The 21103-nt window shown below is 52.5% G+C and carries 14 protein-coding genes; 2 read left to right on the top strand and 12 right to left on the bottom strand.

What is annotated here, in order from left to right; translation table 11 throughout:
* Positions 1 to 48 precede the first annotated feature (48 nt).
* The 3 genes from LZP69_RS11830 to LZP69_RS11820 all read right to left on the bottom strand — a co-directional run bounded on the left by LZP69_RS11830 (position 49) and on the right by LZP69_RS11820 (position 8001).
* Positions 49 to 2481 (bottom strand): zinc-dependent metalloprotease, encoded by a 2433-nt coding sequence (locus tag LZP69_RS11830; RefSeq protein ID WP_234200804.1) that lies wholly within the window; start codon positions 2479 to 2481, stop codon positions 49 to 51.
* Between the two features lie 234 nt (positions 2482 to 2715).
* Positions 2716 to 6414 carry a response regulator gene (locus LZP69_RS11825; RefSeq protein ID WP_234200803.1) on the bottom strand — a complete coding sequence of 1233 codons (3699 nt, stop codon included), beginning with the start codon at positions 6412 to 6414 and terminating at the stop codon, positions 2716 to 2718.
* Between the two features lie 192 nt (positions 6415 to 6606).
* Entirely contained in the window at positions 6607 to 8001 is a 1395-nt protein-coding gene (locus LZP69_RS11820) for a PhoH family protein (RefSeq protein ID WP_234200802.1), read from the bottom strand.
* Between the two features lie 359 nt (positions 8002 to 8360).
* Here LZP69_RS11820 and rapA point away from each other — a divergent pair, with 359 nt between their 5' ends.
* On the top strand, positions 8361 to 11267 hold the full coding sequence (gene rapA / locus LZP69_RS11815; RefSeq protein ID WP_234200801.1) for an RNA polymerase-associated protein RapA: 2907 nt from the start codon (positions 8361 to 8363) through the stop codon (positions 11265 to 11267).
* A 79-nt stretch (positions 11268 to 11346) separates the two neighbouring features.
* Here rapA and LZP69_RS11810 read toward each other — a convergent pair whose 3' ends face one another.
* From LZP69_RS11810 to LZP69_RS11775, 8 genes are all read right to left on the bottom strand, one after another.
* Positions 11347 to 11844, bottom strand: coding sequence for a YqhA family protein (locus LZP69_RS11810; RefSeq protein WP_234200800.1), 498 nt, complete (start codon positions 11842 to 11844; stop codon positions 11347 to 11349).
* A 213-nt stretch (positions 11845 to 12057) separates the two neighbouring features.
* Positions 12058 to 12462: a ribonuclease E inhibitor RraB gene (gene rraB / locus LZP69_RS11805; protein WP_234200799.1), complete on the bottom strand. Its 405-nt coding sequence runs from the start codon at positions 12460 to 12462 to the stop codon at positions 12058 to 12060.
* A gap of 33 nt (positions 12463 to 12495) precedes the next feature.
* On the bottom strand, positions 12496 to 13227 hold the full coding sequence (locus tag LZP69_RS11800; protein WP_234200798.1) for a 1-acylglycerol-3-phosphate O-acyltransferase: 732 nt from the start codon (positions 13225 to 13227) through the stop codon (positions 12496 to 12498).
* Positions 13228 to 13353: 126 nt separating this feature from the next.
* A complete protein-coding gene (locus tag LZP69_RS11795; protein WP_234200797.1) occupies positions 13354 to 14145 on the bottom strand; it encodes a metal ABC transporter permease in 792 nt (263 codons plus the stop codon).
* Positions 14146 to 14237: 92 nt separating this feature from the next.
* Complete coding sequence (locus LZP69_RS11790) at positions 14238 to 15152, bottom strand: metal ABC transporter solute-binding protein, Zn/Mn family (protein ID WP_234200795.1); 915 nt, start codon at positions 15150 to 15152, stop codon at positions 14238 to 14240.
* Positions 15136 to 16320, bottom strand: a complete 1185-nt coding sequence (locus LZP69_RS11785; protein WP_234200793.1) for a porin — start codon at positions 16318 to 16320, stop codon at positions 15136 to 15138. The genes LZP69_RS11790 and LZP69_RS11785 overlap by 17 nt, the downstream gene beginning before the upstream one ends.
* Before the next feature lie 79 nt (positions 16321 to 16399).
* Entirely contained in the window at positions 16400 to 16696 is a 297-nt protein-coding gene (locus tag LZP69_RS11780) for an ABC-type zinc uptake system zinc chaperone (protein WP_234200791.1), read from the bottom strand.
* Between the two features lie 498 nt (positions 16697 to 17194).
* Positions 17195 to 17530 (bottom strand): hypothetical protein, encoded by a 336-nt coding sequence (locus LZP69_RS11775; protein ID WP_234200789.1) that lies wholly within the window; start codon positions 17528 to 17530, stop codon positions 17195 to 17197.
* A gap of 125 nt (positions 17531 to 17655) precedes the next feature.
* Between LZP69_RS11775 and LZP69_RS11770 the strand changes: the two genes are divergently transcribed.
* On the top strand, positions 17656 to 19293 hold the full coding sequence (locus tag LZP69_RS11770; protein ID WP_234200846.1) for a mechanosensitive ion channel family protein: 1638 nt from the start codon (positions 17656 to 17658) through the stop codon (positions 19291 to 19293).
* A gap of 65 nt (positions 19294 to 19358) precedes the next feature.
* On the opposite strand, the gene LZP69_RS11765 is transcribed toward LZP69_RS11770, so the two are convergent.
* Positions 19359 to 21065 (bottom strand): formate--tetrahydrofolate ligase, encoded by a 1707-nt coding sequence (locus LZP69_RS11765; RefSeq protein ID WP_234200788.1) that lies wholly within the window; start codon positions 21063 to 21065, stop codon positions 19359 to 19361.
* Positions 21066 to 21103: the final 38 nt, after the last annotated feature.

The raw sequence follows: 21103 nt of genomic DNA, 5'->3' as shown, positions 1-21103 counted from the left end.
TGCATGGCAGAGGCTTAATCTCAACAAATCATGGCTGAGTGCAAAAGGTTAGATGGGCGAGCCGGGCGGCATGATCTTAGGCTTCTCTATCAGCTTAAATTCCTTCTCTTTCAATCCTCGCTCGACGCCTAGGCGCAACCATTCGAAATGGGCCGCCTCGAAGGCACTGCTGCGTTTGGCCTTGCGACTCAGCTGTTTCAGGGAATAATCCAGTCGCTCAGCGAGCAGGGCCTTCACTTCAGGGGAACTGTCTGGGCTGTGATAACTTGCCAGAAGCTGATCCAGCACCACGGCATTGACCCGCATCCAGACCGCGAGCTCCGAGCCAGTCGGAGTCTCTGTATAAAGCGTTGCGCCCATTAGTTTATCCACTATCTCCACGACAGATAGTTGCTCTCTGTCGGCCATAAATCCCTGCTGCACCCGATTAAGACGCTGAGGCGAGAGCAGCGCCTGGGACACATGGCGGCTAAGCACCTCTGCCATGCCTACAGGGTCGATAATCACCCCTGTGGCTGAGTCGAAACTCTCTCTGGTCGAGCTGTAGTTACCCGATTTTGGCACCAGGGCATTGACCAGATTGACCGGGATCGTTAAGTCTTGCGCTTTTAGAGTCGCCACCAGACTGGACAGGGCATTTTTCTGCAGCTCAGGGGCGATAAAGTGCCACTCTTTGCCCAGATCATTGCCTGAATAGCTGTAATCTGTGCCGCCGATAAATTTCGCTGCGGCGGTGATCTGATAACGCGTCAGCAGATAGATGGGGACGAAAGCATCGCGCAGCTCGCCATAGGGCTGATCATCGAGCAGCGCAGAGGCGGAGAACTGATCGATCGCCTGTAGCCGCACTGTGCTTAGCCTGTCCAGCTCGGCCACGGGATCGGGGCCGTTGTCCCACAAACTGGCGTAGGCGTTGCTGGCATCAGCCCTGCGCGAATCGGCCTCGCCGATATAACGCAGCCCGGCATGCTCTACATCTCGCATCAGGGTGGCTAGATGCGCGGCCTGACTCTCTTTGCTGAACTGACCATAGCCATAGGCGATGGTGAATTTATCCCAGGGGCCGACACCCACACCATAGGGAGCCGAGATATCGATATGGCTGCCTTTCAAGCTGATCTGCGGATGGGGGTAGTCCATCACTGAGGCATTGTTATTGCTGGAGGCGGCAAAGTTATGATCCAGCCCCAGAGTATGACCCACCTCATGGGCGGCGAGCTGACGAATACGTGCCAAGGAGAGCGCCGTGGCAGCATCTTTCGCCTCTTGCCTGTCGGCCCAACCGGCGGTGAGGCCGCGGGCGATCAGATGATCCTGCCTTACCCTCTGGCTGCCTAAGGTCACATGGCCTTTGATTATCTCCCCCGTGCGCGGATCGGCAATGGCGCTGCCATAGGACCAGCCGCGGGTCGCCCTGTGAACCCACTGGATCACGTTATAACGAATATCCTGGGGATCGGCATCCTGAGGCAGTAACTTCACCTTGAAGCCATCGATAAAACCGGCGTCGGTAAAGGCTTGCTCCCACCAGCTCGCCCCATCGAGCAAGGCACTGCGAATAGGCTCAGGCACGCCGGGATCCAGATAATAGACGATAGGCTGCTTCACCTTGGACGGCCCATCGCCGGGTGTGACTTTCTCCAGCCGGTGACGCAGCAGATGGCGCTTAACTATATCCTCATCTATGCCAGTACCGTAATCGAGATAATCATCGGAAAGGTAACCGCTGTTGGGATGATAGGCGCGGGGCTGATACTTGTTGTCTGGCAGCTGGATAAAAGAGTAACGCATCCGCACCGACAGCTGCTTGCCCTCCGGGGTGACCTCTGCCACCTGAGCGCCCGCCTTGCTGCTATTAAAGGTCAGCAGCACATCCACATCGCTGTTGCGCTCGAAGGATTTGACCCACTTAGGCAAGATCAGCGAATGGGCCGTGTCGAGGCGATAATGTCCCTGCTTGGTTCGCTCCAGCGCCTCTGTGATACCGTGCAGATCATTAATCACCAGATCGTTGATAGCCACCAGCAAACGCTTGCCTTCGACCAGCTTGCCGCGCCACAGCACAGACTCGGCAAAGGCTTCCTTGACGGCGCGCTGCTCGGCGGCATTATCCGTCTGAGCGCGATAGCCGGTATTGAGCTGTTTTAAGATAAGGTAGGGGCCGTGGCGCTCAAACTGCACCAAACGGGTTACACCCAGTTGGCCGCGATCCAGGCCGATATCGTTTGAGCCAACCCCATGAGGCAGACTGGTCAGCAGCAGAAAGGGCTGATTGAGTCGCTTGGCTTCGAGATAGAGTTCACCCGAGTCCTGCTGATAGAAAAGATTGAAAAATCCCTGGGCGGCTTGACCGCTCTTGATCAGCGCCGCGCTGTCATTGTTGGCATTCTTATCGTTGGCGGTGAGGGCGTTGGCGGCAAGGGCATTGGCGGCGGGGAGGATCGCAAGTGCGACGGCCAATGCGAATGAAGAGGGTCTCATGATGGCTCCTTGTCCTTGGCAAATAGTCATGCTTGTACTGCCAAAAGTCGTCTTTGATTCTATTAGGGATAGTTTTTGAAATTTAGCGCTGAACTAGCTTAACAGGTATTTATCAAGCCTCAAGTGCTAATCTGCTCCCTGTGCGAACAAGGTAAATGCCAGCAAAAAAAGAAGGGAGCCTAAGCTCCCGTCTGGTATTGCTACTGGCGCTAGGCCTAAGGCTAAGTCAATCGATTAGTCTTGCCTGTTAATCCAGTGGCTCAGGGTGCTGAAAAGTTCGTCGAGTACGATTGGCTTAGTGATATGGGCGTTCATACCCACCGCCAGACTCTTCTCCCTGTCGCCGGACATGGCATGGGCCGTCATGGCGATAATGGGCAGCTCAGTCTGCGAGTATCGCTTACGCAGTTCCTTAGTGGCACTCAGACCATCCATCACTGGCATCTGAATGTCCATCAGGATCGCATCGTACTTTTTCTTCTCCACCATATCTATGGCAATCTGGCCATTCTCGGCCACATCGACTTCGTAACCGGCACTCTTGAGCAGTTCGGTCGCTACCTGCTGGTTGATAAAGTTATCTTCCGCCAGCAATATGCAGCCAGATGCCTCACTGGTGCCCTCTTTATTGGGCAGTTCCAGGGTCGGATTCAGCTCGGGCTTATCGATAAAGGCGGCGATGATCTCATTAAACAGCGACGAGGCCTTAAAGGGTTTCTGTAACATGGCATAGATGTTCAGATCGCCTAAATCCTCTTTTAAAGGCTCGGAGGCATAGGCTGTCATCATGATGATCACCGGGCGTTTTTCCAGACGACCATCGGCCACCATGGCATCTATCTCACGGATCACCTCGACCCCATCCATCTCTGGCATCATCCAGTCCAGCAGCAGCAGATCCACAGGGCGACGCGCCAGCTTGTATAAGCCTTCGGCGCCACTCGAGGCACTCTCTACATCGAAATGGAAGTCACGCATAGTGCTGGAATAGATCTGCAGCGCCGTCGGGTTATCATCCACCACGAGTGTCTTAAGGTTGCCTAAGACTTCGGGCACGACCAGGGGCTTCACCTCGGCCTCTTCGGCGATCTCAAAACTGATGGTAAAGCTGAAAGTACTGCCGACGCCCAGCTCACTCTCCACCTGCATTGTGCCGCCCATCATGGAAACTAGGTGCTTACTGATAGAGAGCCCTAGGCCAGTGCCGCCATATTTACGTGTGGTAGAACCATCGGCCTGAGCGAAGGCATCGAACAGGGTTTCCTGCTGCTCCTTGCTGATGCCTATGCCGGTATCACGCACCCAGAACTTGAGAGTAATGCGATGATCGCGCCCGCCCACATCTTCACAGCCCAGCTCAATCTCACCGCTTTGGGTAAATTTCACCGCATTGCTCAGCAGGTTAATCAACACCTGACCCAGACGCAGCGGATCGCCTTCGAGGATAAGACCCGCGGTCACAGGAGCATACAGCAGAAGCTCGACCCCTTTCTCCTGTGCCTTGAGGGCGTTGAGATCGAGCGCATGATCCAGCACCTTATCCAGCGGGAAGGAGACACGCTCCAGTTCCAGCTTACCGGCCTCAATCTTAGAGAAGTCGAGAATATCATTGATGATGCGCAGCAGAGACTGAGCCGAGAAGCCCGCCTTTTCCAGATAATCCATCTGCTGCGGCGTTAACGAGGTGCGCCGCGCCAACTCCAGCATGCCGATAATGGCGTTCATTGGGGTGCGGATCTCATGACTCATGTTAGCCAGGAATTCACTCTTATAGAGGTTGGCCGATTCCGCATCTTGCTTGGCTTCCAGCAGCGCCACTTCGTTGCTCTTCTGCTTGGTAATGTCCTTATGGGTTCCCACCATACGCTTAGGCTGCTTGTCGGCGGTGAACTCCACCACACGGCCACGGCTAAGCACCCAGTGGTACATGCCGCTCTTACCCAGCATACGAAACTCAATCTCATAGGCGCCGACGGGATCGGCCAGATACTGCTCACGGTACTCTTCGACCCGAATTCTGTCATCGGGATGAGTCAGATCGTCAATCGCCGACACTAACGCCGGGAACTCATTGGTCTTATAGCCCAGCATAGAGTAGTAAGCCGGGTTACAGATGATCTGCTCCGAGTCTAAATACCAGTCCCACAAGCCATCTTCCACCGCATCCATAGCTAAGTGATAACGCTCCTCCGACAGACGCAGCTGCTCGGCGGATTCATATTCCCTAGTGACATCACGCCAGACGGCGATCAGGCCTAAGAGTTCGCCGCGGCGGTTATAGAAGGGGATCTTTAGGGTATCTAACAGCACGGGCTTGCCCGCAAGCTCCACTTTCTCCTGATAACGCAGCGGCTTACGTTCATTGAGCACCCGCTCATCCTCGGCACGAATGCGTACCGACTGCTCATTGGGGGTCATGGAGATGGAGTCCTGACCTATGATCTCACTCTCGGTGAATCCCAGCATGCGCTCGGCAGACTTGTTACAGCCCAGGTACTTGCCCTCTTTATCCTTAAATACAATGGCCTCGGGGATAGAGTCCAGCAGGGAGCGCAGCAAGGCGTATTCGCGCTCGCGCCGCTCTGTGGTCTCTTTTAAGCGTTCGGTGCGCCGTGCCACCAGCTTATCCAGACGGCGATTCTGCTCGGCCAGATGGCGGGTGTATTGCTGGTTCTCTTCGAAAATACGGCTCACCAGCTGGAACCAAGGCTCCCAACCCTTGGTGATCTTTTGTGGCGGCTTACGGGGCTCCTGTGAGCAGCCTTCGAGGTGAGTCAGCAGGCGCGAGGCCGGGCTCACAAAGGAGCGGCGAGTCTGCCAGTGTACTATGGTCACCAGCACAGACAGGGCGATCACCACCAGCAGGAAGGTCAGCTCAAGCTTCTCCCAGGAGTCTTTAAACAGCTCATTCTCGTTTTGCAGATAGAGCAGACGCCAGGGAGCATTTTTCAGTGCCACCGAATGGATATAGTAACCGTTACGCATTATCCCTTCGTGGGCATCGAACAGCTCAGACTCTGACACAGAATGCAGCTCAGAGGGGATCTTCTGGCTAATGTGATAGACACGGTTGATGTCGGCGGTATCGATATCGCTGTGGGACAGAATGTTATTCTGCTGATCCAGCAGAATAACTGTGCCCGGCATCTTAAAATAGAGGCGAATTTGCTTAGCCAGCGAGGCCAGGGTCATATCCAGGTTGATGGAGCCGATAAACTCATCTTCCAGATAGATGGGCACACCTAAGGTGGTCAGCAGCCCCTTGCCTGTGGGCTCGGCATAGGCCGGGCTCCAAAATACGCTGCGCTGGGGGTTCATCGCAGGTGTCGCTAACTGGAACTGGTTCTTGTTAAGCAGCTCTTCGCGAAAACGCTGCTCATCCGATGGCCAGGGATAGTAGGACATCATCTTATGTTTAGAGATGTAGTAGATAGAGGAAGCCTTGGGCGCCGCTTCTGTGGCCACTGGAAACGAGAGCGACAGCTCGAACAGCATCTCCAGTTCCTGATAGAACTTCTCGCTGCGACCGTTGAGCGATCCCGCACCTGTGATCCGTCCCATATTGGTAAAGGGTTTACCACTGGTGGCGTAGTTAGGTTCTAGGGTGAAGAACTGGCCGCTTTCGTTGAATTTCTCATACTGAGGCAGGCGGTCGGCACGCACCAGCTCGCCCAGCTTTAAGTGATCCACAGCGACATTACGCAGGCTCTTTACCGCACGGATACTGGATTCGAGCAGCAGGTCAATCTGCAATACATGGCGCTCAACCAGCTCTTCGCGCTGGGTGATCATCTGGGCTTTTTGACGTTCAAAGAAGACCCATGCCGTTAACAGGGCCATAATGATCACGCCTAAGTAAGTGTAAAATACGGCGCGGTTATAGTTCTTTTGAATAGGTGACTTTAACTGTAAGTCTGGCTCTGTCGCTTTCATTCATTACCTTTGAGAATACACAGCAACCACCGACAAAGTGTGGCTGCGCAAGGTGCTATAGTAGCAGGAAGCTAGGGCTTTGGAATACTTAGCATAATAGACTTAAGTAAAAGGAAAAATGACTTATATCTAGTCTGCAGGAAAAAGACCCTGACTGGCAGGGTCTTTTGGCCTTAAACGGCTAGGCTTGCGTTAGAGATTCTCTTCGGCAAACTCCGCCAGACGCGAGCGCACCACGCCATTAAGGTAGATGTTGGCGCTGCCATCGAAGTTCTTAAATCGCTCCACTATATAGGTTAATCCCGAGGTCACAGCGGTTAAGTAGTTGGAGTCTATCTGCGCCAAGTTACCGCTGCAGATAAGTTTAGTCCCCTCACCCATTCGGGTGATCATTGTCTTGATCTGCGATGCCGTCAGGTTCTGACATTCATCGAGCAGTACCACAGAGTTCTGAATGGAACGCCCGCGCATAAAGTTAATCGACTTAAACTGGATATTGGCCTTGTCCATTATGTAGTTCATGCTGCCTGATGGATTCACATCATGCTTATGCAGCACCTCTAAGGTATCAGTGATCGCCGCCAGCCAGGGCGCCATCTTCTCCTCCTCTGTGCCGGGCAGGAAACCGATAGACTCGGCAATTTCCGGGGTATTACGTGTGACGATCACCTTGTCATACAGGCCGCGCTCCACCACCATCTCAAGCGCCGCCGCCATCGCCAGCAGGGTCTTACCACAACCGGCTGGGCCTGTGAGGATCACCAGATCGATATCCGGGTCCAACAGTGCCTGCAGCGCCATCCCTTGATAGATATTCTTAGGTTTAATCCCCCAGGCATCCAAGTGCAGCAGTCGCTCGCGGCCGAGGTCTAAGATCTCCAGTTCCTGGGAGTCATTACTCAGCACCCGGCCGCAGAAGTTGGAGTCCTGATCTATGAGGTATTGATTAATATAGAAGTTTTCATCACCGACCTCAGCAAGTGGCACCTTGTGCACTGTATGGCGTCCCTGTCCGTCGGTTTGGACATGTTCTTTGCGTGCCCAAAAATCCCCTTCAAATTGATGGAAGCCTTTGGCTAGAAAGCGAATATCGTCAATAAGCTGATCGGTACGGTAATCTTCGACAAAACTGATGCCAGCACCCTTGGCCTTGAGGCGCATATTAATGTCTTTGGTAACCAGAACGACTTTCTTGGGGTAGTGCAGATTCTGTAGATGCAGTGCGGTATTGATGATGCGATTATCGTTATTGTCACCGGGCAGTGACGCTTGGGTAAATTCCAGTTGATGGTCGGGGAAGATGGACAGATGGCCGACCGCATCGCCATGTCCTTCACGTTTGGGTAGTTCAACCCCCTTAACTATCTGCTCAGGGGTGGTTTCGCCGCCAAGAATATCTTCTAAGGCTCGAATCGCGACTCTGGCGTCGCGGCTAACGTCTCGCTTTCTATCTTTTATCTGATCCAGCTCTTCCAGAACTGTCATGGGGACTACGACATCATGCTCCTTAAACGAATAGATAGCTAAAGGTTCATGCAATAACACATTGGTATCCAATACAAACAATTTTTTGTCGTCTGATTCCATGGCGCCTCCATTTGTGCGTAGGGATAAATTGTCAATTAAATAAGCCCAGCGATAATTTTTAACCCTCTTCTTGTAATAACATCAAATTAACAATCCTAAATCCATACTACATCAAATTGGCTCGGCTTCAATGGAAAATTCAGATCATTTTTCGCTCGGGTTTTAGCGGTAAATTGCCCATAAAAAATGACACTAAGATGAACAAAACTCCCCCTAAAAATTCGATCGGTTAATTTGTAATCTAGGTATTGAACTATTAGGCTTTTATAGCATGCCATCGCGTAAGATTTGTGTTCGACATCACCGTCTCGATTGGATAACATACGCGCCCTTTCTAGCCCTGTAATTGAGTATTTGTAATGCCTTTTTCCTTAGGTCAGCGTTGGATCAGCGATACCGAATCAGAACTTGGTTTAGGTACTGTGGTCGGTTTAGAAGGCCGCATGGTTACCCTGATGTTTCCTGCCACCGACGAAAACCGCATGTTTTCCCGCAGTGACGCCCCCTTAACCCGAGTCATCTATAATCCAGGCGACAGCATAGAAAGCCATGAGGGTTGGAGCCTGACGGTCGGCGAAGTGGAAGAGAAAAATGGGCTGGTGATCTACCACGGCACTCACAATGAGACTGGTGACGCCGTGAGCCTCAGAGAAACTCTGCTCAACCACAATATCCGTTTTAACAAGCCCCAGGACAGGCTGTTCGCCGGTCAGATAGACCGCCTGGATCGCTTTGGCGTGCGCTATCAGAGCCAGCTGCTGCGCCACAAACTGGCGACCTCCGACCTACTCGGGCTGCAAGGCCCGCGCGTGGGCCTTATTCCCCACCAGCAGTGGATCGCCCACGAAGTGGGTCAGCGTTATGCCCCAAGAGTCTTGCTGGCAGACGAAGTGGGGCTAGGTAAGACCATAGAAGCGGGTCTTATTATTCACCAGCAGCTGCTGACCGGCCGCGCCGAGCGTATCTTAGTGATAGTGCCAGACACTCTGCGCCATCAATGGCTGGTAGAGATGCTGCGCCGCTTTAACCTGCGTTTCTCTGTCTTCGATGAAGATCGCTGTATCGAGGCCTATGCCGATCACGACAACCCTTTCTATACCGAGCAGCTGGTGATCTGCTCATTAGAGCTGCTGCGTAAGAAAAAGCGTCTGGATCAGGCCTTAGATGCCGACTGGGATCTTATGGTGGTGGATGAGGCCCATCACCTTGAATGGACCGAAGAGGCGCCAAGCCGCGCTTATCAAGTAGTCGAAGCCTTAAGTCAGGTGGTGCCCGGCGTTTTGCTACTGACGGCCACCCCGGATCAGCTTGGCCATCAGAGTCACTTTGCCCGCCTGCGTCTTTTGGATCCGGATCGTTTCTACGACTATCAGGCTTTCCTCAAAGAGGAGGAGAGCTACAAAGAGGTGGCCAGCGCCGCCGATGCCCTCGCCAAGGGCGACAAACTTCCGGACAGCGCGGTGCAGAGCCTGACCGAATTGCTGGGTGAAAAAGATATCACTCCCTCACTACGGCTGATCGAAGATGACAGCATAGACATAGATCAGCGAAATGAAGCCCGTGACGAGCTGCTGCAGGAACTGCTCGACAGACACGGTACGGGCCGGGTGCTTTATCGTAACAGCCGCGCCTCGGTCAAAGGCTTCCCCCTGCGTCTGTTCCATTCCCACCCTCAGGCCCTGCCGGAGCAGTATGTTACGGCGGCAAGAGTGACGGCCATCATGAACGGCAGAGACGATCTGCAGGCCAAAGTCAAACAGGCCTTGAGCCCGGAAAAACTCTATCAATCCTTCGAAGCCGAGAATGTCACCTGGTGGAAATTCGATCCTCGGGTCGACTGGCTGATCGACTTCCTAAAAAGCCATCGCAGCAAGAAAGTGTTGATCATCGCCAGTCAAGCGGAAACCGCCCTGAGTCTGGAGGAGGCGCTGCGCACCCGTGAGGGGATACAGGCGACCGTATTCCACGAGGGGATGTCGATTATCGAGCGGGACAAGGCCGGCGCCTATTTCGCCCAAGAAACCGGCGGTGCCCAGGCGCTGATCTGCTCGGAGATTGGCTCGGAAGGGCGTAACTTCCAGTTTGCCAGCCACTTAGTACTGTTCGATCTGCCGCTCAATCCGGATCTATTAGAGCAGCGGATCGGACGTTTGGACCGTATCGGTCAGGCAAACGATGTACAGATCCATCTGCCCTACCTAGAAAATACCGCCCAGGAACGCCTGATGCAGTGGTATCACAAGGGGCTAAATGCCTTCGAGCAGACCTGTCCCATCGGCCATATTCTGTTTAATGAGTTTGCCGATGAGCTGCTTACCCAACTGGTTGAGAATGATAGCGACCATTTCACTCAGCTGCTTAACCATACCCAGACCGGTTACAAAGCCCTGAAAAAAGCGATGGAACAGGGACGGGATCGTCTGCTAGAGATCAACTCCCACGGCGGCGAGAAGGCCGAAAAACTGGTTGCCGAATTGGCGGCGCGGGATCAGGATACCCAGTTGATAGGCGCTGTGATCCGCCTGTGGGACATTATCGGCGTCGAGCAGCAGGACAGCGGCGAGAATGCCATAGTGCTGCATCCGAGCGAACACATGATGTTCCCCACCTATCCGGGCTTGCCGGAAGATGGCCTGACGGTGACCTTCGATCGTGAGATGGCCCTGTCACGGGATGATATCGCCTTGATCACTCAGGAACATCCGCTGGTGCAGACGGGGCTGGATTTAATCACCTCCTCAGAAACCGGTACCACAAGTGTCGCCATCTTGAAGAATAAGGCATTGCCCGCCGGCACCTTGTTCCTCGAGCTTATCTATATGGCCGATGCGTCTGCGCCGAAATCGAGTCAGCTGTACCGCTATATGCCGCCGACGCCTGTGCGCATCTTACTGGATAAAAACGGCAATAATTTGTCTGCCAACGTCAGTTACGACAATTTCGACAAGCAGCTCAGTGCGGTGAATCGCCATATCGCTAGCAAGCTAGTGAATGCCTCGCAAACTCTGCTGCATCCACTGTTTGCCAAGGGGGAAGATTTCGCACAGCTTGAGCTTGAGCAGCTGGTGAGTGATGCCCGCGCTAAGATGACGGGTCAGCTGACCGGCGAACTGGAAAGACTCGAGGCGTTAAAAGCGGTCAACCCCAATATCCGTGACGAGGAGATAGATCACCTGCGTGAGCAGATGAATGAACTCGGCCGCTACCTCGATGGCTGCCAGCTGCAGCTGGATGCGGTGCGCTTAGTGCTGGTGAGCCACGCTTAAGTTAATTGCGCACGTCCATAAAAAACGGCACTCTTTAGTGCCGTTTTTTTATGTTTAAGCTGTTTTCAACCTCAGGTTATTATTTCTTATCTTTGCTTAGCATCAAGGCCAGCGCCACCAGCACCACGATAAGGCCCATATAGAGGAGTTCCAGCATGGAGGCGGGTTTCATCTCGGTAAAGTAGGAAAACACCTTGATGATCAGCATCATCAAAATCACCTTGCCCAGCTTGCTCTTGAGCGAGTCGATACTGCCGATCACCAGGATCTTACCGCCGGCAACACTGTCTTCGGCGGCCTTGAGGTTACTGATAAACAACTCATACAGGCCGAAGGCGAAGATAAGCAGCACAGAGCCAAGCAGGAAGGTATCTAAGATCTCCACCACTACCATCACTAGCTCGTTACGCACCTGATAGCTGCCTGTCGTGAGATAACTTAAGATCAGCTCCAGCATGTGCAGCACATCTTTCACCCCCATGATAAACACCACAAAGGCGGCGACGATACAGGCCAGCACGCCTATCATCACAGACAGACGGCTACTCCATAAAAAACGTTCAAACAGTTCACGCATTGTTATTATTCCCTTTCCTTTACCCTATGTGGGCGGATCCTAACCAGCTAATCCGGCGGCGTCACCGCGAGCAGTTTAGAATGTGATGCAACTCACCTTGACTCGGCATGCTCTGAGTCATCAGCTTAGTCCAGACAATATCATTGAAAAACAAACACAAAAAAGCCCATAGTCAATGGGCTTTAATTAAAGTCACGGGTTCATGCAAACGAGTTAATGAAACTGCGATTCGTCATCGAGCTCATCCTCGTCAAAATCGGCCTCATCGCCGATAAAGTAAGTGCCCCAACCGTCATATTCCACTTTGACCTTAGCGGCCAGCAGGATGAGCTCTTCACAGGCCTTATCCAACAGATCAGTATCCAGCTTATGGTAGGCGATGGCATCGAAGCAGAAGATCACCGAACCATCTTCCAGCTCAGTCTCTTCGGCATCATTGACCTCGTACCCCATCTTAAAGGCTTCCACCGCTGCCTTCTCCAGCTTGTCGAAGTTGGTGGCCGAGAAATGGTGTTCAATTGTGTATTCAGCATCAGGCTCAGAGCCGTCGTCGAGGATCGCCTTAACGATCTCCTGATTCTCTAATTTCTGTTCCTGAATCTGCTGTTGTGTCGACATGGATCTCTCCGGATATAACGAAAATAGTATGAATTAAACCGCTTTTTTAGCCATTAACGCCATGGCTTCCTGATTGAGCTGCGCTAACTTGTCTGCCATCATGGCATGAATACGGTCCGAAAGCTCTTTCACCTGGCTCTTGGCCAGCCCCTTGGTCGCTACCGGTGGCATCACTTCGATGATCACCACGCCGTTATTCCAGCGATTAAGCTTAATATGCTCTTGGTTAGATGCCAACACTGGCACCATGGCCACCCCCGCATCGATCGCTGTGTGAAATGCCCCCGCCTTGAAGGGCAGCAAGCCTTTGCCTCGCGAACGGGTACCCTCGGGGAAGATCCACACAGACAGACACTTATCTCTGATCTTTTGCGCCGCCCTGGCCATGGTTTCGAAGGCACGGCCACGATTTTTCCTGTCGATCAGCAGATTACCCGATAACCAATAGATCTGTCCAAACAGAGGGATCCAGGCCAGGCTTTTCTTACCTAAACTCACTGTGCCCTTAGGCACGGCGGCCGTATGGGTAAAAAGATCAAAATTATTCTGGTGATTCGCTAAATAGATACAGGGCTCATTGCTGGATGCCTTAGGCTTGCGCAATACCACTTTGACGCCCAATACAGGCGCAGCCCAGGAGAAAATTTGAGCAAACAAATAGACATTATCGCGATGGCGCGGCCTAAGCAAACAGTACAGCCCACCAAACACAAAGGCCAACAACAACATGATCGCCAAGATCAACGAGCGGATAATTAACAGCACAACCAACCCCTATGACTTAAGAGGCGCTAGTATACCAGCTCGCTATCCGGCTCGCTATGGCTTAAAAAAACAGGCCGTCTACCATAAGGTAAGCGGCCTGTTTCATTTCAAAAAGGGACGAGAGTGCTATTCAATCACACTGGCTCTAGTCACACCTTTCCTGCCATAGGCACCGAACAATAAACGAAACAGTACAGTGCTAATCGCCAGGGTCGCCACTATGGCCGCGCCACTGGGCAGATCGAATACCGCCGAGAGGATCAGTCCAACACTGTAACCCACTATGCCCACCCCATAGGCCATCACCCACTTTCCGCGCCCAGGATACTTGTTCACCGCCAGGGCAGGCAAAATAAGCGAACTAAACACCAGATAGACACCCACCAGCTCCACCGACAGTGTGATCACCAGGGCGAACATCAGATAGAAGGCCGCGCCATCGAGCAGCCTTGGCCGATAGGCGATCGTCCCCAGTACCAGCAGGGAGACGATAGTCGGCACCAGCAGCTGTGACCAGTTAACCCATAAAATCTGCCCCGACATCAGCTGCTTGAGCATCTCGGCGCCATGGGGATCGTTAGAGAGCAGTAGCATGGCCGCCACCGCCGACAACACATAGAAGCAACCGATAATCGCCTCAAGTTCGTCTGCCATACGCTTGGATAACCAGGCGATAAAGCCCGCCCCCAACAGCGCAAACAGGGCCGGCATCCACACATGCACATAGGGAATATGCTCAATCTCATGGTGAGTATGGGCGATGATCGCCCCCAGGGCGGCCACCTGGGCGATGGCCAGATCGATAAAGATGATGCCCCGCTTCAGCACCTGGCTACCCAGCAACACATGGGTCGAGAGCACCAGTACCCCTGCGGCGAAGGCCGGCAGTAAAATGGACAGCAGATCTAAGTCAAACATAGTCAATCCTAGTGCCAGACATACTTGGTATCTGGCTGTGCTTTAAATAGATATTGCGCTAGCGCCAAAAATGCGACGCCAGCGCACGTCCCTTATTTTTGTGCCATCTTAAGCAAGAGATCGATGACACTCTGATAGAGCGAAAACAAGTCCTGACTGTCATCGTTACCGCCAACTGACATAGGCAATACCTGTACGGGCAAGCCGGTACGCTCGCCTAACCAGTCGGCACCGCGCTCATCCTGATAAGAGGCGACGATAATCCCCATCACATCCCCCTGGCCTGCGCGTTTCTGCAGGCTGGCCAGGTGACTGGTGGTGGGCGGCAGACCCGGCTTGGGCTCGAGATCCCCCACCTGCTCCATGCTCAACCAGTTAAACAGGTAACGGAAGCTGGTATGGTAGGCGAATACCTTCTTGCCCTTGAGCGGCGCGGCCTCTGCCTGCCACTTCAGCATCTGTGCCTGCCAGCGGCTGGAGAAATCCGCCAGCGCCGCCTGATACTTGACCTGCCCCTGAGGGTCGAGCTGGATCAGCCTGTCCGTTAGCGCCTGCGCCACCTGCAATAGACGCTCGGGATCGAAGTGCAGATGGGGATTGCCCTGAGCATGGACATCGCCCATGCTGCGATCCACCTTATCCAGCTTGTCCAGAGTCTGGATCTGCTCGGCCGCATAGAAGAGGCCCTCATCGGTCGAGCGTACCTTGGCATTGGCGGATTTCATCTGCAGCATAGGCAGCCAGCCCACCTCCAGTCCGGCACCGGCACAGACGGCAAGATCCGCACGGCGCAGCTTGGCGATCAGACTGGGTCTGGCCTGCACCTGATGGGGGTCCTGCATGGCTGTGGTCGCCCCGTAGATGTCGGCATCCGGTGCCAGCTCTTTGGCCAGCGCGGCATATTCGGGTTCACAGGCAAAAATATTCAGCTCTGCCTGAGCAGCCTGCGCGAACACCATAGCCATGGCCGCGCAGCTTAACTTGATGAGTTTAGAATTGATGTGCACCGTGAGCCCCCAGAGTCATAACATATTGTAGTGTAATAACATTATCATCTTCTATCCCTTCGAAGTTAGTGCCATCCTGACGTGTGTATTGCAGACGTACTGTGGAGAAATGGCTGTTGTGCCAGGCCAGACTCACCTCAGTCTCTTTTAGCTTCTGCGCCTCGAAATCATCGTCATGATGCTCCTGAGTATCGACTTGTCCATAGCGCACTCCGGCAGACCAATTAGGGCTGAACTGATACACAGTGCTGACATACCAGCCTGTCTGATCATCTGGCTCAACATGGGCTGTGGCTGTTGCATGATCTTCCTCAGGAGCAAAGTCGGTCACCAAGAAATATTCACCGCTCAGCGTTAGGTTCTGGTATTTGTAATTACCGTTAGGTGCCCATTTGTAGACGAAATCCGCCAGATAGAGGTTTTCCCCCGTGTATTTGGCCTCATGTTCATGGTCATGATCATCTACAGCGCCTGGGGTGGCATTGGGATCATGCTCAGACAGACGGCCATTTTCATTACGCAGGTAGCTCAGTCCCGCCATCCAGGAGCTGCTGATGCCGATATCGCCACCAAATTTAGTGAAGGCGGTATAGACACCAATATCCTTATATTCGCGATCCCCTATCTCATCGACCGCGCGCATCCCATCGCCTTTGAGTGCCTCGGCGCCCAGGGTCCAGTAGAGCTCGGTTGGCGCCACATAAGATAAGCGCACACCATCATCGAAATAGTGACTACCGAGGAAGGCGCGGTAGGCCGCAGGGCGGTCGGTAAAGGAGTCTGCATGCACATGCTGGTTATTCATATAACCTATGTCGGAGAGGAAACGACCGGCGCGGATAGCAAAGCCTGCCGGCATGGCCAGGGTCTGAATAAAGGCCTCTTCCAGCCCGAGCTCAGTCTCGCCCTCATGCACTTCCAGCACTGTGGTTAACTTGCCATAAAACATATCGTCGATATTGGCACTGAGCGCCAACTCGGTATGGCCCAGTCCAAACCCTGCAGCACGCTCCGCCATAGGGCGCTCTGTGTTCTGATAATAACCATCGAGCACGCCGCTGATGGCCGGATTGCTCAAGCTCGGGCTTTCCGCCATAGCTGAGGCTGAAACTAAAATGCAGGTACAGGCAAGTGCCACCCCTGTTAAGCGGGGAGTTAAAGTTGTCATAATGTCTCCAAAATCTAACAAAGCTTGCTCTTGCCATCTGGGCAAGAGTTACATAATCAATCGTTAATTTAAATTACCATCACGACAGATAAGGCGGCGCACGACTTTGGAAATAGCTAGTATGAGTGCTGAGTGTAGCAAAGATCGGCTCAGCACTGACAACAGAGACAGATTCGGGAAGGGAAAAATGAAAATCGCTGCTGGGCAGCAGCTGATTGAAATGGGCCTTATGAATACAGAGAGTACAGTGTACTTGAGCCGTCGTATCATCGAAATGCTCGAGACTATGGGCGGGGGCAGTAACAGACAAGCACAGCAGTATGGCACAAAGCCATAAGGCAACTCCTCTTGCTAACCCTTGTTTGACTATACCCATAATGATAACGACTGTGATTCAACTATTGGCAACAACTAAAGGGTGAAGTTTTATGGAATCCATAAGTTAAGTCAAGCAGCAAAACAGCTTGTGTACTGAGCGTTTGTAACAAAATTTAGCAAAAAGATTTACAGATCTAAACTACTGGCGACAAGCCCCGCTTAGGATTGACTAAAATTAAGTCTGTATTAAGTCTGTGTAATTAGACTTATGCTAATAAATACTCTGCCAGCTAAACACTCTAGCCCGCTAACTAGGATACAAAATGAAAGAGTTCTTTCGTGAAAATTTCAAAATGATATTTTGGACTTCGGTTTTCTTTATCGCCGTATTAGGCGGTATCTACTATGTGGAAGCCGCACTCGAAGCTCAAGTCCAAGTCATAGAGTAATTGCGGTTTCTCTACTACTATGCTGATTTCCGGTGAATCCAGCTCACCGGAAATTGATCTTTTCAGCCCTTACCAGTCAACTCCTTGCCACCATTAACCTATCTGACTTACCGGTATTTACGCCTGTGCTCGCTATCGTCCACCGTCTCTATTTCCGGCGCTTCTGTCACCTTAAGGTGATCCATCATATGGCTAACCAGTAGCGTCATCACCGCCAGAATGGCCACGGGGATTGTCACACCGCGCCAATCAGGCAGAAAGTAACCCACAACGAGCATCAGCACGGCCAAATAAAAGCCGCACATCTTCAAAATGGACAGGGTGGGATTTCTGCCTAGCCAGGCCTGACAATGGGGACACTGGATCTGGGCATTTAAACCTTTGCCACGCTGAGATTTAACAGCATCGGCGAGAAAAGTTTTACTACAATGGGTACACAACACAATTGGAATCTCTCTTGATCGGCCTGCAAGTTTAGCAGATCGCGGCGGCATTTCGCAGTTGTTATTTTACAGGCCGAAAAAGAGGGTTTATGATTCAAAACTCTATCTATCAAAGGATCTTATCTATGTTGCGTGCGCTGATATTTGTCTTGGTAGCAGTATGGAGCCTTAATTCTCAACCCGTTTTCGCAGAAACTACAGCTTCGGTTCAATCACCCAATCCTTTCCCCACAGAAGACTTACACAGATTACAAGAGGCGATCAACGTCGATATCGATCAACTTCCGGGCAGCAGTGGCGAGATGCGTCAGTTTATCGAATACCGCATCAAGAACCACACGGCCGAGTTTCACAATAAGCTCAAACTCCTTATCTCAGATAGTCACAGCGATAAAGCCGCACTCATTCCCTTAATCCGGGAGCATCTGGCCTTTATCAACCAGATAGGCCAATATTTCTCCGACAATATCGAACTGTTTAAGGCCAAACTGGGTAAAGACAACGATAACAATGTAATGGTTGAGCTGGCCAACCGTGAGAGCGAACGTGACCAGTTTTTCAAGGCCAAATTCGAGACGCTTAGCTGGCTCAAGCAGCTGGACGTAGATGTCTCGGATGAGCAAACGGCACTGACCAACAGGCTGCTAAAGCGTGCCGACATACTCAACAGCCTGGTGCTCTTCACTCAAAATAAACTGAAACTCGCCGTCGATAATGCCAATGCTGCTGGTAAAAATGTCAGCAGCGAGCAAACTGCGCTAGTCAGCCAGCTCAAAGAGCGTCTGGCACTCACCAGTGCCAGCTTCTCTGTGGCGATCAATCTGCTGGATAAGTTAGATCAAGACACCGCCATCTTGAAACAGACGCTTTTTAGTGTTTCAGGCGATATCACTCAGGATGTACTCAATATAGATGTGGCCGGCAGTCTGCTAGGACAGTGGTGGGACAGCGCCGTTGGCCATGCGTTCGATAGTGGCCCCAACCTGCTCTTTAAAGTGTTTATCTTTCTGCTGATCCTATTTTTGGCCAGCCTGGCGAGTAAAGCCACCCGGAGGATCATCAACAAAACCGTCAGCACTTCGAAGCTCAACTTTAGCCAGCTGCTGCAGGATTTCTTCGTCTCCCTCTCGGGGAAAATAATCTTCGCCGTGGGCCTGATGATCGCCCTATCGCAACTCGGGTTCGAACTTGGCCCGCTGCTGGCAGGCTTCGGGGTCGCGGGTGTGATCATAGGTTTCGCCCTGCAGGACACACTGTCTAACTTCGCCTCGGGCATGATGATACTGATCTACCGTCCCTATGATGTGGGCGATCTGATCAATGCCGCCGGGGTCACTGGCAAGGTGAGCCAGATGAGTCTGGTCTCCACTACCATCAAAACCACGGACAATCAGCGACTTATTATTCCAAACAACAAAATTTGGGGCGACATCATCAACAATATCACCGCCGAGCATGTGCGCCGGGTGGATATGACCTTCGGCATAGGCTACGGCGATGATATTCCCAAAACCGAGCAGATCTTAACTGAGATAGTCACTAATCATCCTAAGGTGTTGCCCTCCCCAGAGCCCACTATCAGGCTGCATAACTTGGGCGAGTCCTCGGTGGACTTTATCGTGCGTCCCTGGGTGAAGCCGGAAGATTACTGGCTGGTTCACTGGGAGATCACCCGGGCAGTCAAGATGCGCTTCGATGAAGAGAATATCACCATCCCCTTCCCGCAGCGGGATGTGCATATCTATCGCACTCAAGCCAAGTAGCGAAAATCACTCAAGAAAAAGGGGACGCATTATGCGTCCCCTTTGCTGTATCTAGTCCACTTGGCTTAAGCCAGACCCACTATCTGATTCTCTTCATTGATGTCGATATTCAGGTAGCCAGGCTTAATCCCCAACCCAGGCATGGTCATCACCTTGCCGACTAAGGCGGTGATAAAGCCAGCGCCGGCATTGAGTTTCAGCGCCACAATCGGCAACTCAAAGCCCTGAGGCGCACCTTTCTGCTGTGGCTCATGGCTGATAGACAGTGGCGTTTTCGCTATACACACAGCCAGATTATCGAATCCATGCTGCTTCAAATCCGCAAGCTGCTGCTTAGCCAAATCTGACAGAAGGATAGAGGAAGCGCCATAACCCACTTCGGCAATCGTCATCAACTTAGATTCCAGGCTCTGCTCCAGATCATAGAGATGCTTAAATTGGCTTGGGCTCTGGGTCGCATCAAACACCAGATGCGCTAACTTCTCTGCACCCACACTGCCCAGTGCAAACGCTTCACTGGTTTCACAGCCAAAGACGCCAGGCTGCTCCATCACCCTGCTTTGTAGCCAGTTGAGCTCTTCGCTTGTGTCTGTGTGGAAACGGTTAATTGCCACCACAACAGGAACGCCATACTTGCGGACATTGGCAATATGCCATTGCAGGTTCACAAAACCAGCCTGCAGTTTCTCCAGCTCACTGGCCTGCTCGCCCAGATGGGTGGCATGGGATTTCAGCGCTCGCACTGTGGCCACGATCACGGCCGCATCCGGTGCTTTACCCGAGTTGCGCGACTTGATGTTGGCGTATTTTTCAAAGCCCATATCTGAGCCAAAGCCGCCTTCTGTCACCACAATATCCGCCAGCTTGAGCGCGATATCGTCGGCGATGATCGATGAGTTTCCGTGGGCGATATTGGCAAACGGGCCTGCATGGATAAAGCAGGGCGCACCGCTCAGGGTCTGCATCAGTGTCGGTGCAATCGCATCACTCATGATCACTGTCATGGCACCGGCCACACCCAGATCTTCGGCGGTGATGTAATTACCCTCGAAATTCTTAGCCAGCACTATGCGGCCAATGCGCTGACGCATATCCTTAAGATCCCGGCTAAGAGCCAGAATCGCCATCAGTTCAGAAGCGGCACTGATATCGAAACCGCTCTGATGCACAGGGCCGTTATTATCGCCATAGCCGACATTGATGGTACGCAGGCTACGCTCATTTTGATCCACTACCCTACGCCAGAGGATCTGCTCAGGGTCGATATTGAGCGGCGCCAGACCAGACTGCAGACGGAAATCTTCAGCCCCGAGGCGTTGTTCGTGGAACAGACGCGCATCGATTGCTGCAGCCGCCAGGTTATGGGCACTGGTGACGGCATGGATATCGCCAGTCAGGTGTAAATTTAACGCTTCCATAGGCACAACCTGGGCGAAACCACCACCAGCCGCACCGCCCTTGATGCCAAAAACCGGTCCCATACTGGGCTGGCGGATACAGGCACAGGCTTTTTTACCAATGGCCTGCAGACCCTGAGTCAGGCCGATAGTGGTCACGGTTTTTCCCTCACCGAATGGTGTTGGCGTTACCGCTGTCACTATGACTAACTTGGCATCTGAATGGCCGGATAAGCGTTGTTTGATCTTAAGATCTACTTTGGCCTTGTAGGGACCAAAATGGGTCAGCTCTGAACTGTCAATGCCCAAATTAGCGGCAATGTTATCAATAGGTTGCAGTTTAGCTTGTCTTGAAATGTCAATATCTGATAGCACAGGCACCACTCCTAATTATTAAAATAGTTATAGGTAAA

It is taken from the genome of Shewanella sp. AS1, assembly GCF_021412565.1.
Lineage (GTDB): Bacteria > Pseudomonadota > Gammaproteobacteria > Enterobacterales > Shewanellaceae > Shewanella.
Note: the sequence above shows the minus strand (reverse complement) of the source record. Positions and strands in the feature narration are given on the sequence as shown.

Excerpts from the sequence above, each read along its gene's own strand:
- LZP69_RS11785 (WP_234200793.1), bottom strand. The coding sequence starts at position 16,320 with ATGACAACTTTAACTCCCCGCTTAACAGGGGTGGCACTTGCCTGTACC.
- LZP69_RS11795 (WP_234200797.1), bottom strand. The coding sequence starts at position 14,145 with ATGTTTGACTTAGATCTGCTGTCCATTTTACTGCCGGCCTTCGCCGCA.
- LZP69_RS11820 (WP_234200802.1), bottom strand. The coding sequence starts at position 8,001 with ATGGAATCAGACGACAAAAAATTGTTTGTATTGGATACCAATGTGTTA.
- LZP69_RS11780 (WP_234200791.1), bottom strand. The coding sequence starts at position 16,696 with ATGGGTATAGTCAAACAAGGGTTAGCAAGAGGAGTTGCCTTATGGCTT.
- rraB (WP_234200799.1), bottom strand. The coding sequence starts at position 12,462 with ATGTCGACACAACAGCAGATTCAGGAACAGAAATTAGAGAATCAGGAG.
- LZP69_RS11825 (WP_234200803.1), bottom strand. The coding sequence starts at position 6,414 with ATGAAAGCGACAGAGCCAGACTTACAGTTAAAGTCACCTATTCAAAAG.
- LZP69_RS11810 (WP_234200800.1), bottom strand. The coding sequence starts at position 11,844 with ATGCGTGAACTGTTTGAACGTTTTTTATGGAGTAGCCGTCTGTCTGTG.
- LZP69_RS11770 (WP_234200846.1), top strand. The coding sequence starts at position 17,656 with ATGTTGCGTGCGCTGATATTTGTCTTGGTAGCAGTATGGAGCCTTAAT.
- rapA (WP_234200801.1), top strand. The coding sequence starts at position 8,361 with ATGCCTTTTTCCTTAGGTCAGCGTTGGATCAGCGATACCGAATCAGAA.
- LZP69_RS11830 (WP_234200804.1), bottom strand. The coding sequence starts at position 2,481 with ATGAGACCCTCTTCATTCGCATTGGCCGTCGCACTTGCGATCCTCCCC.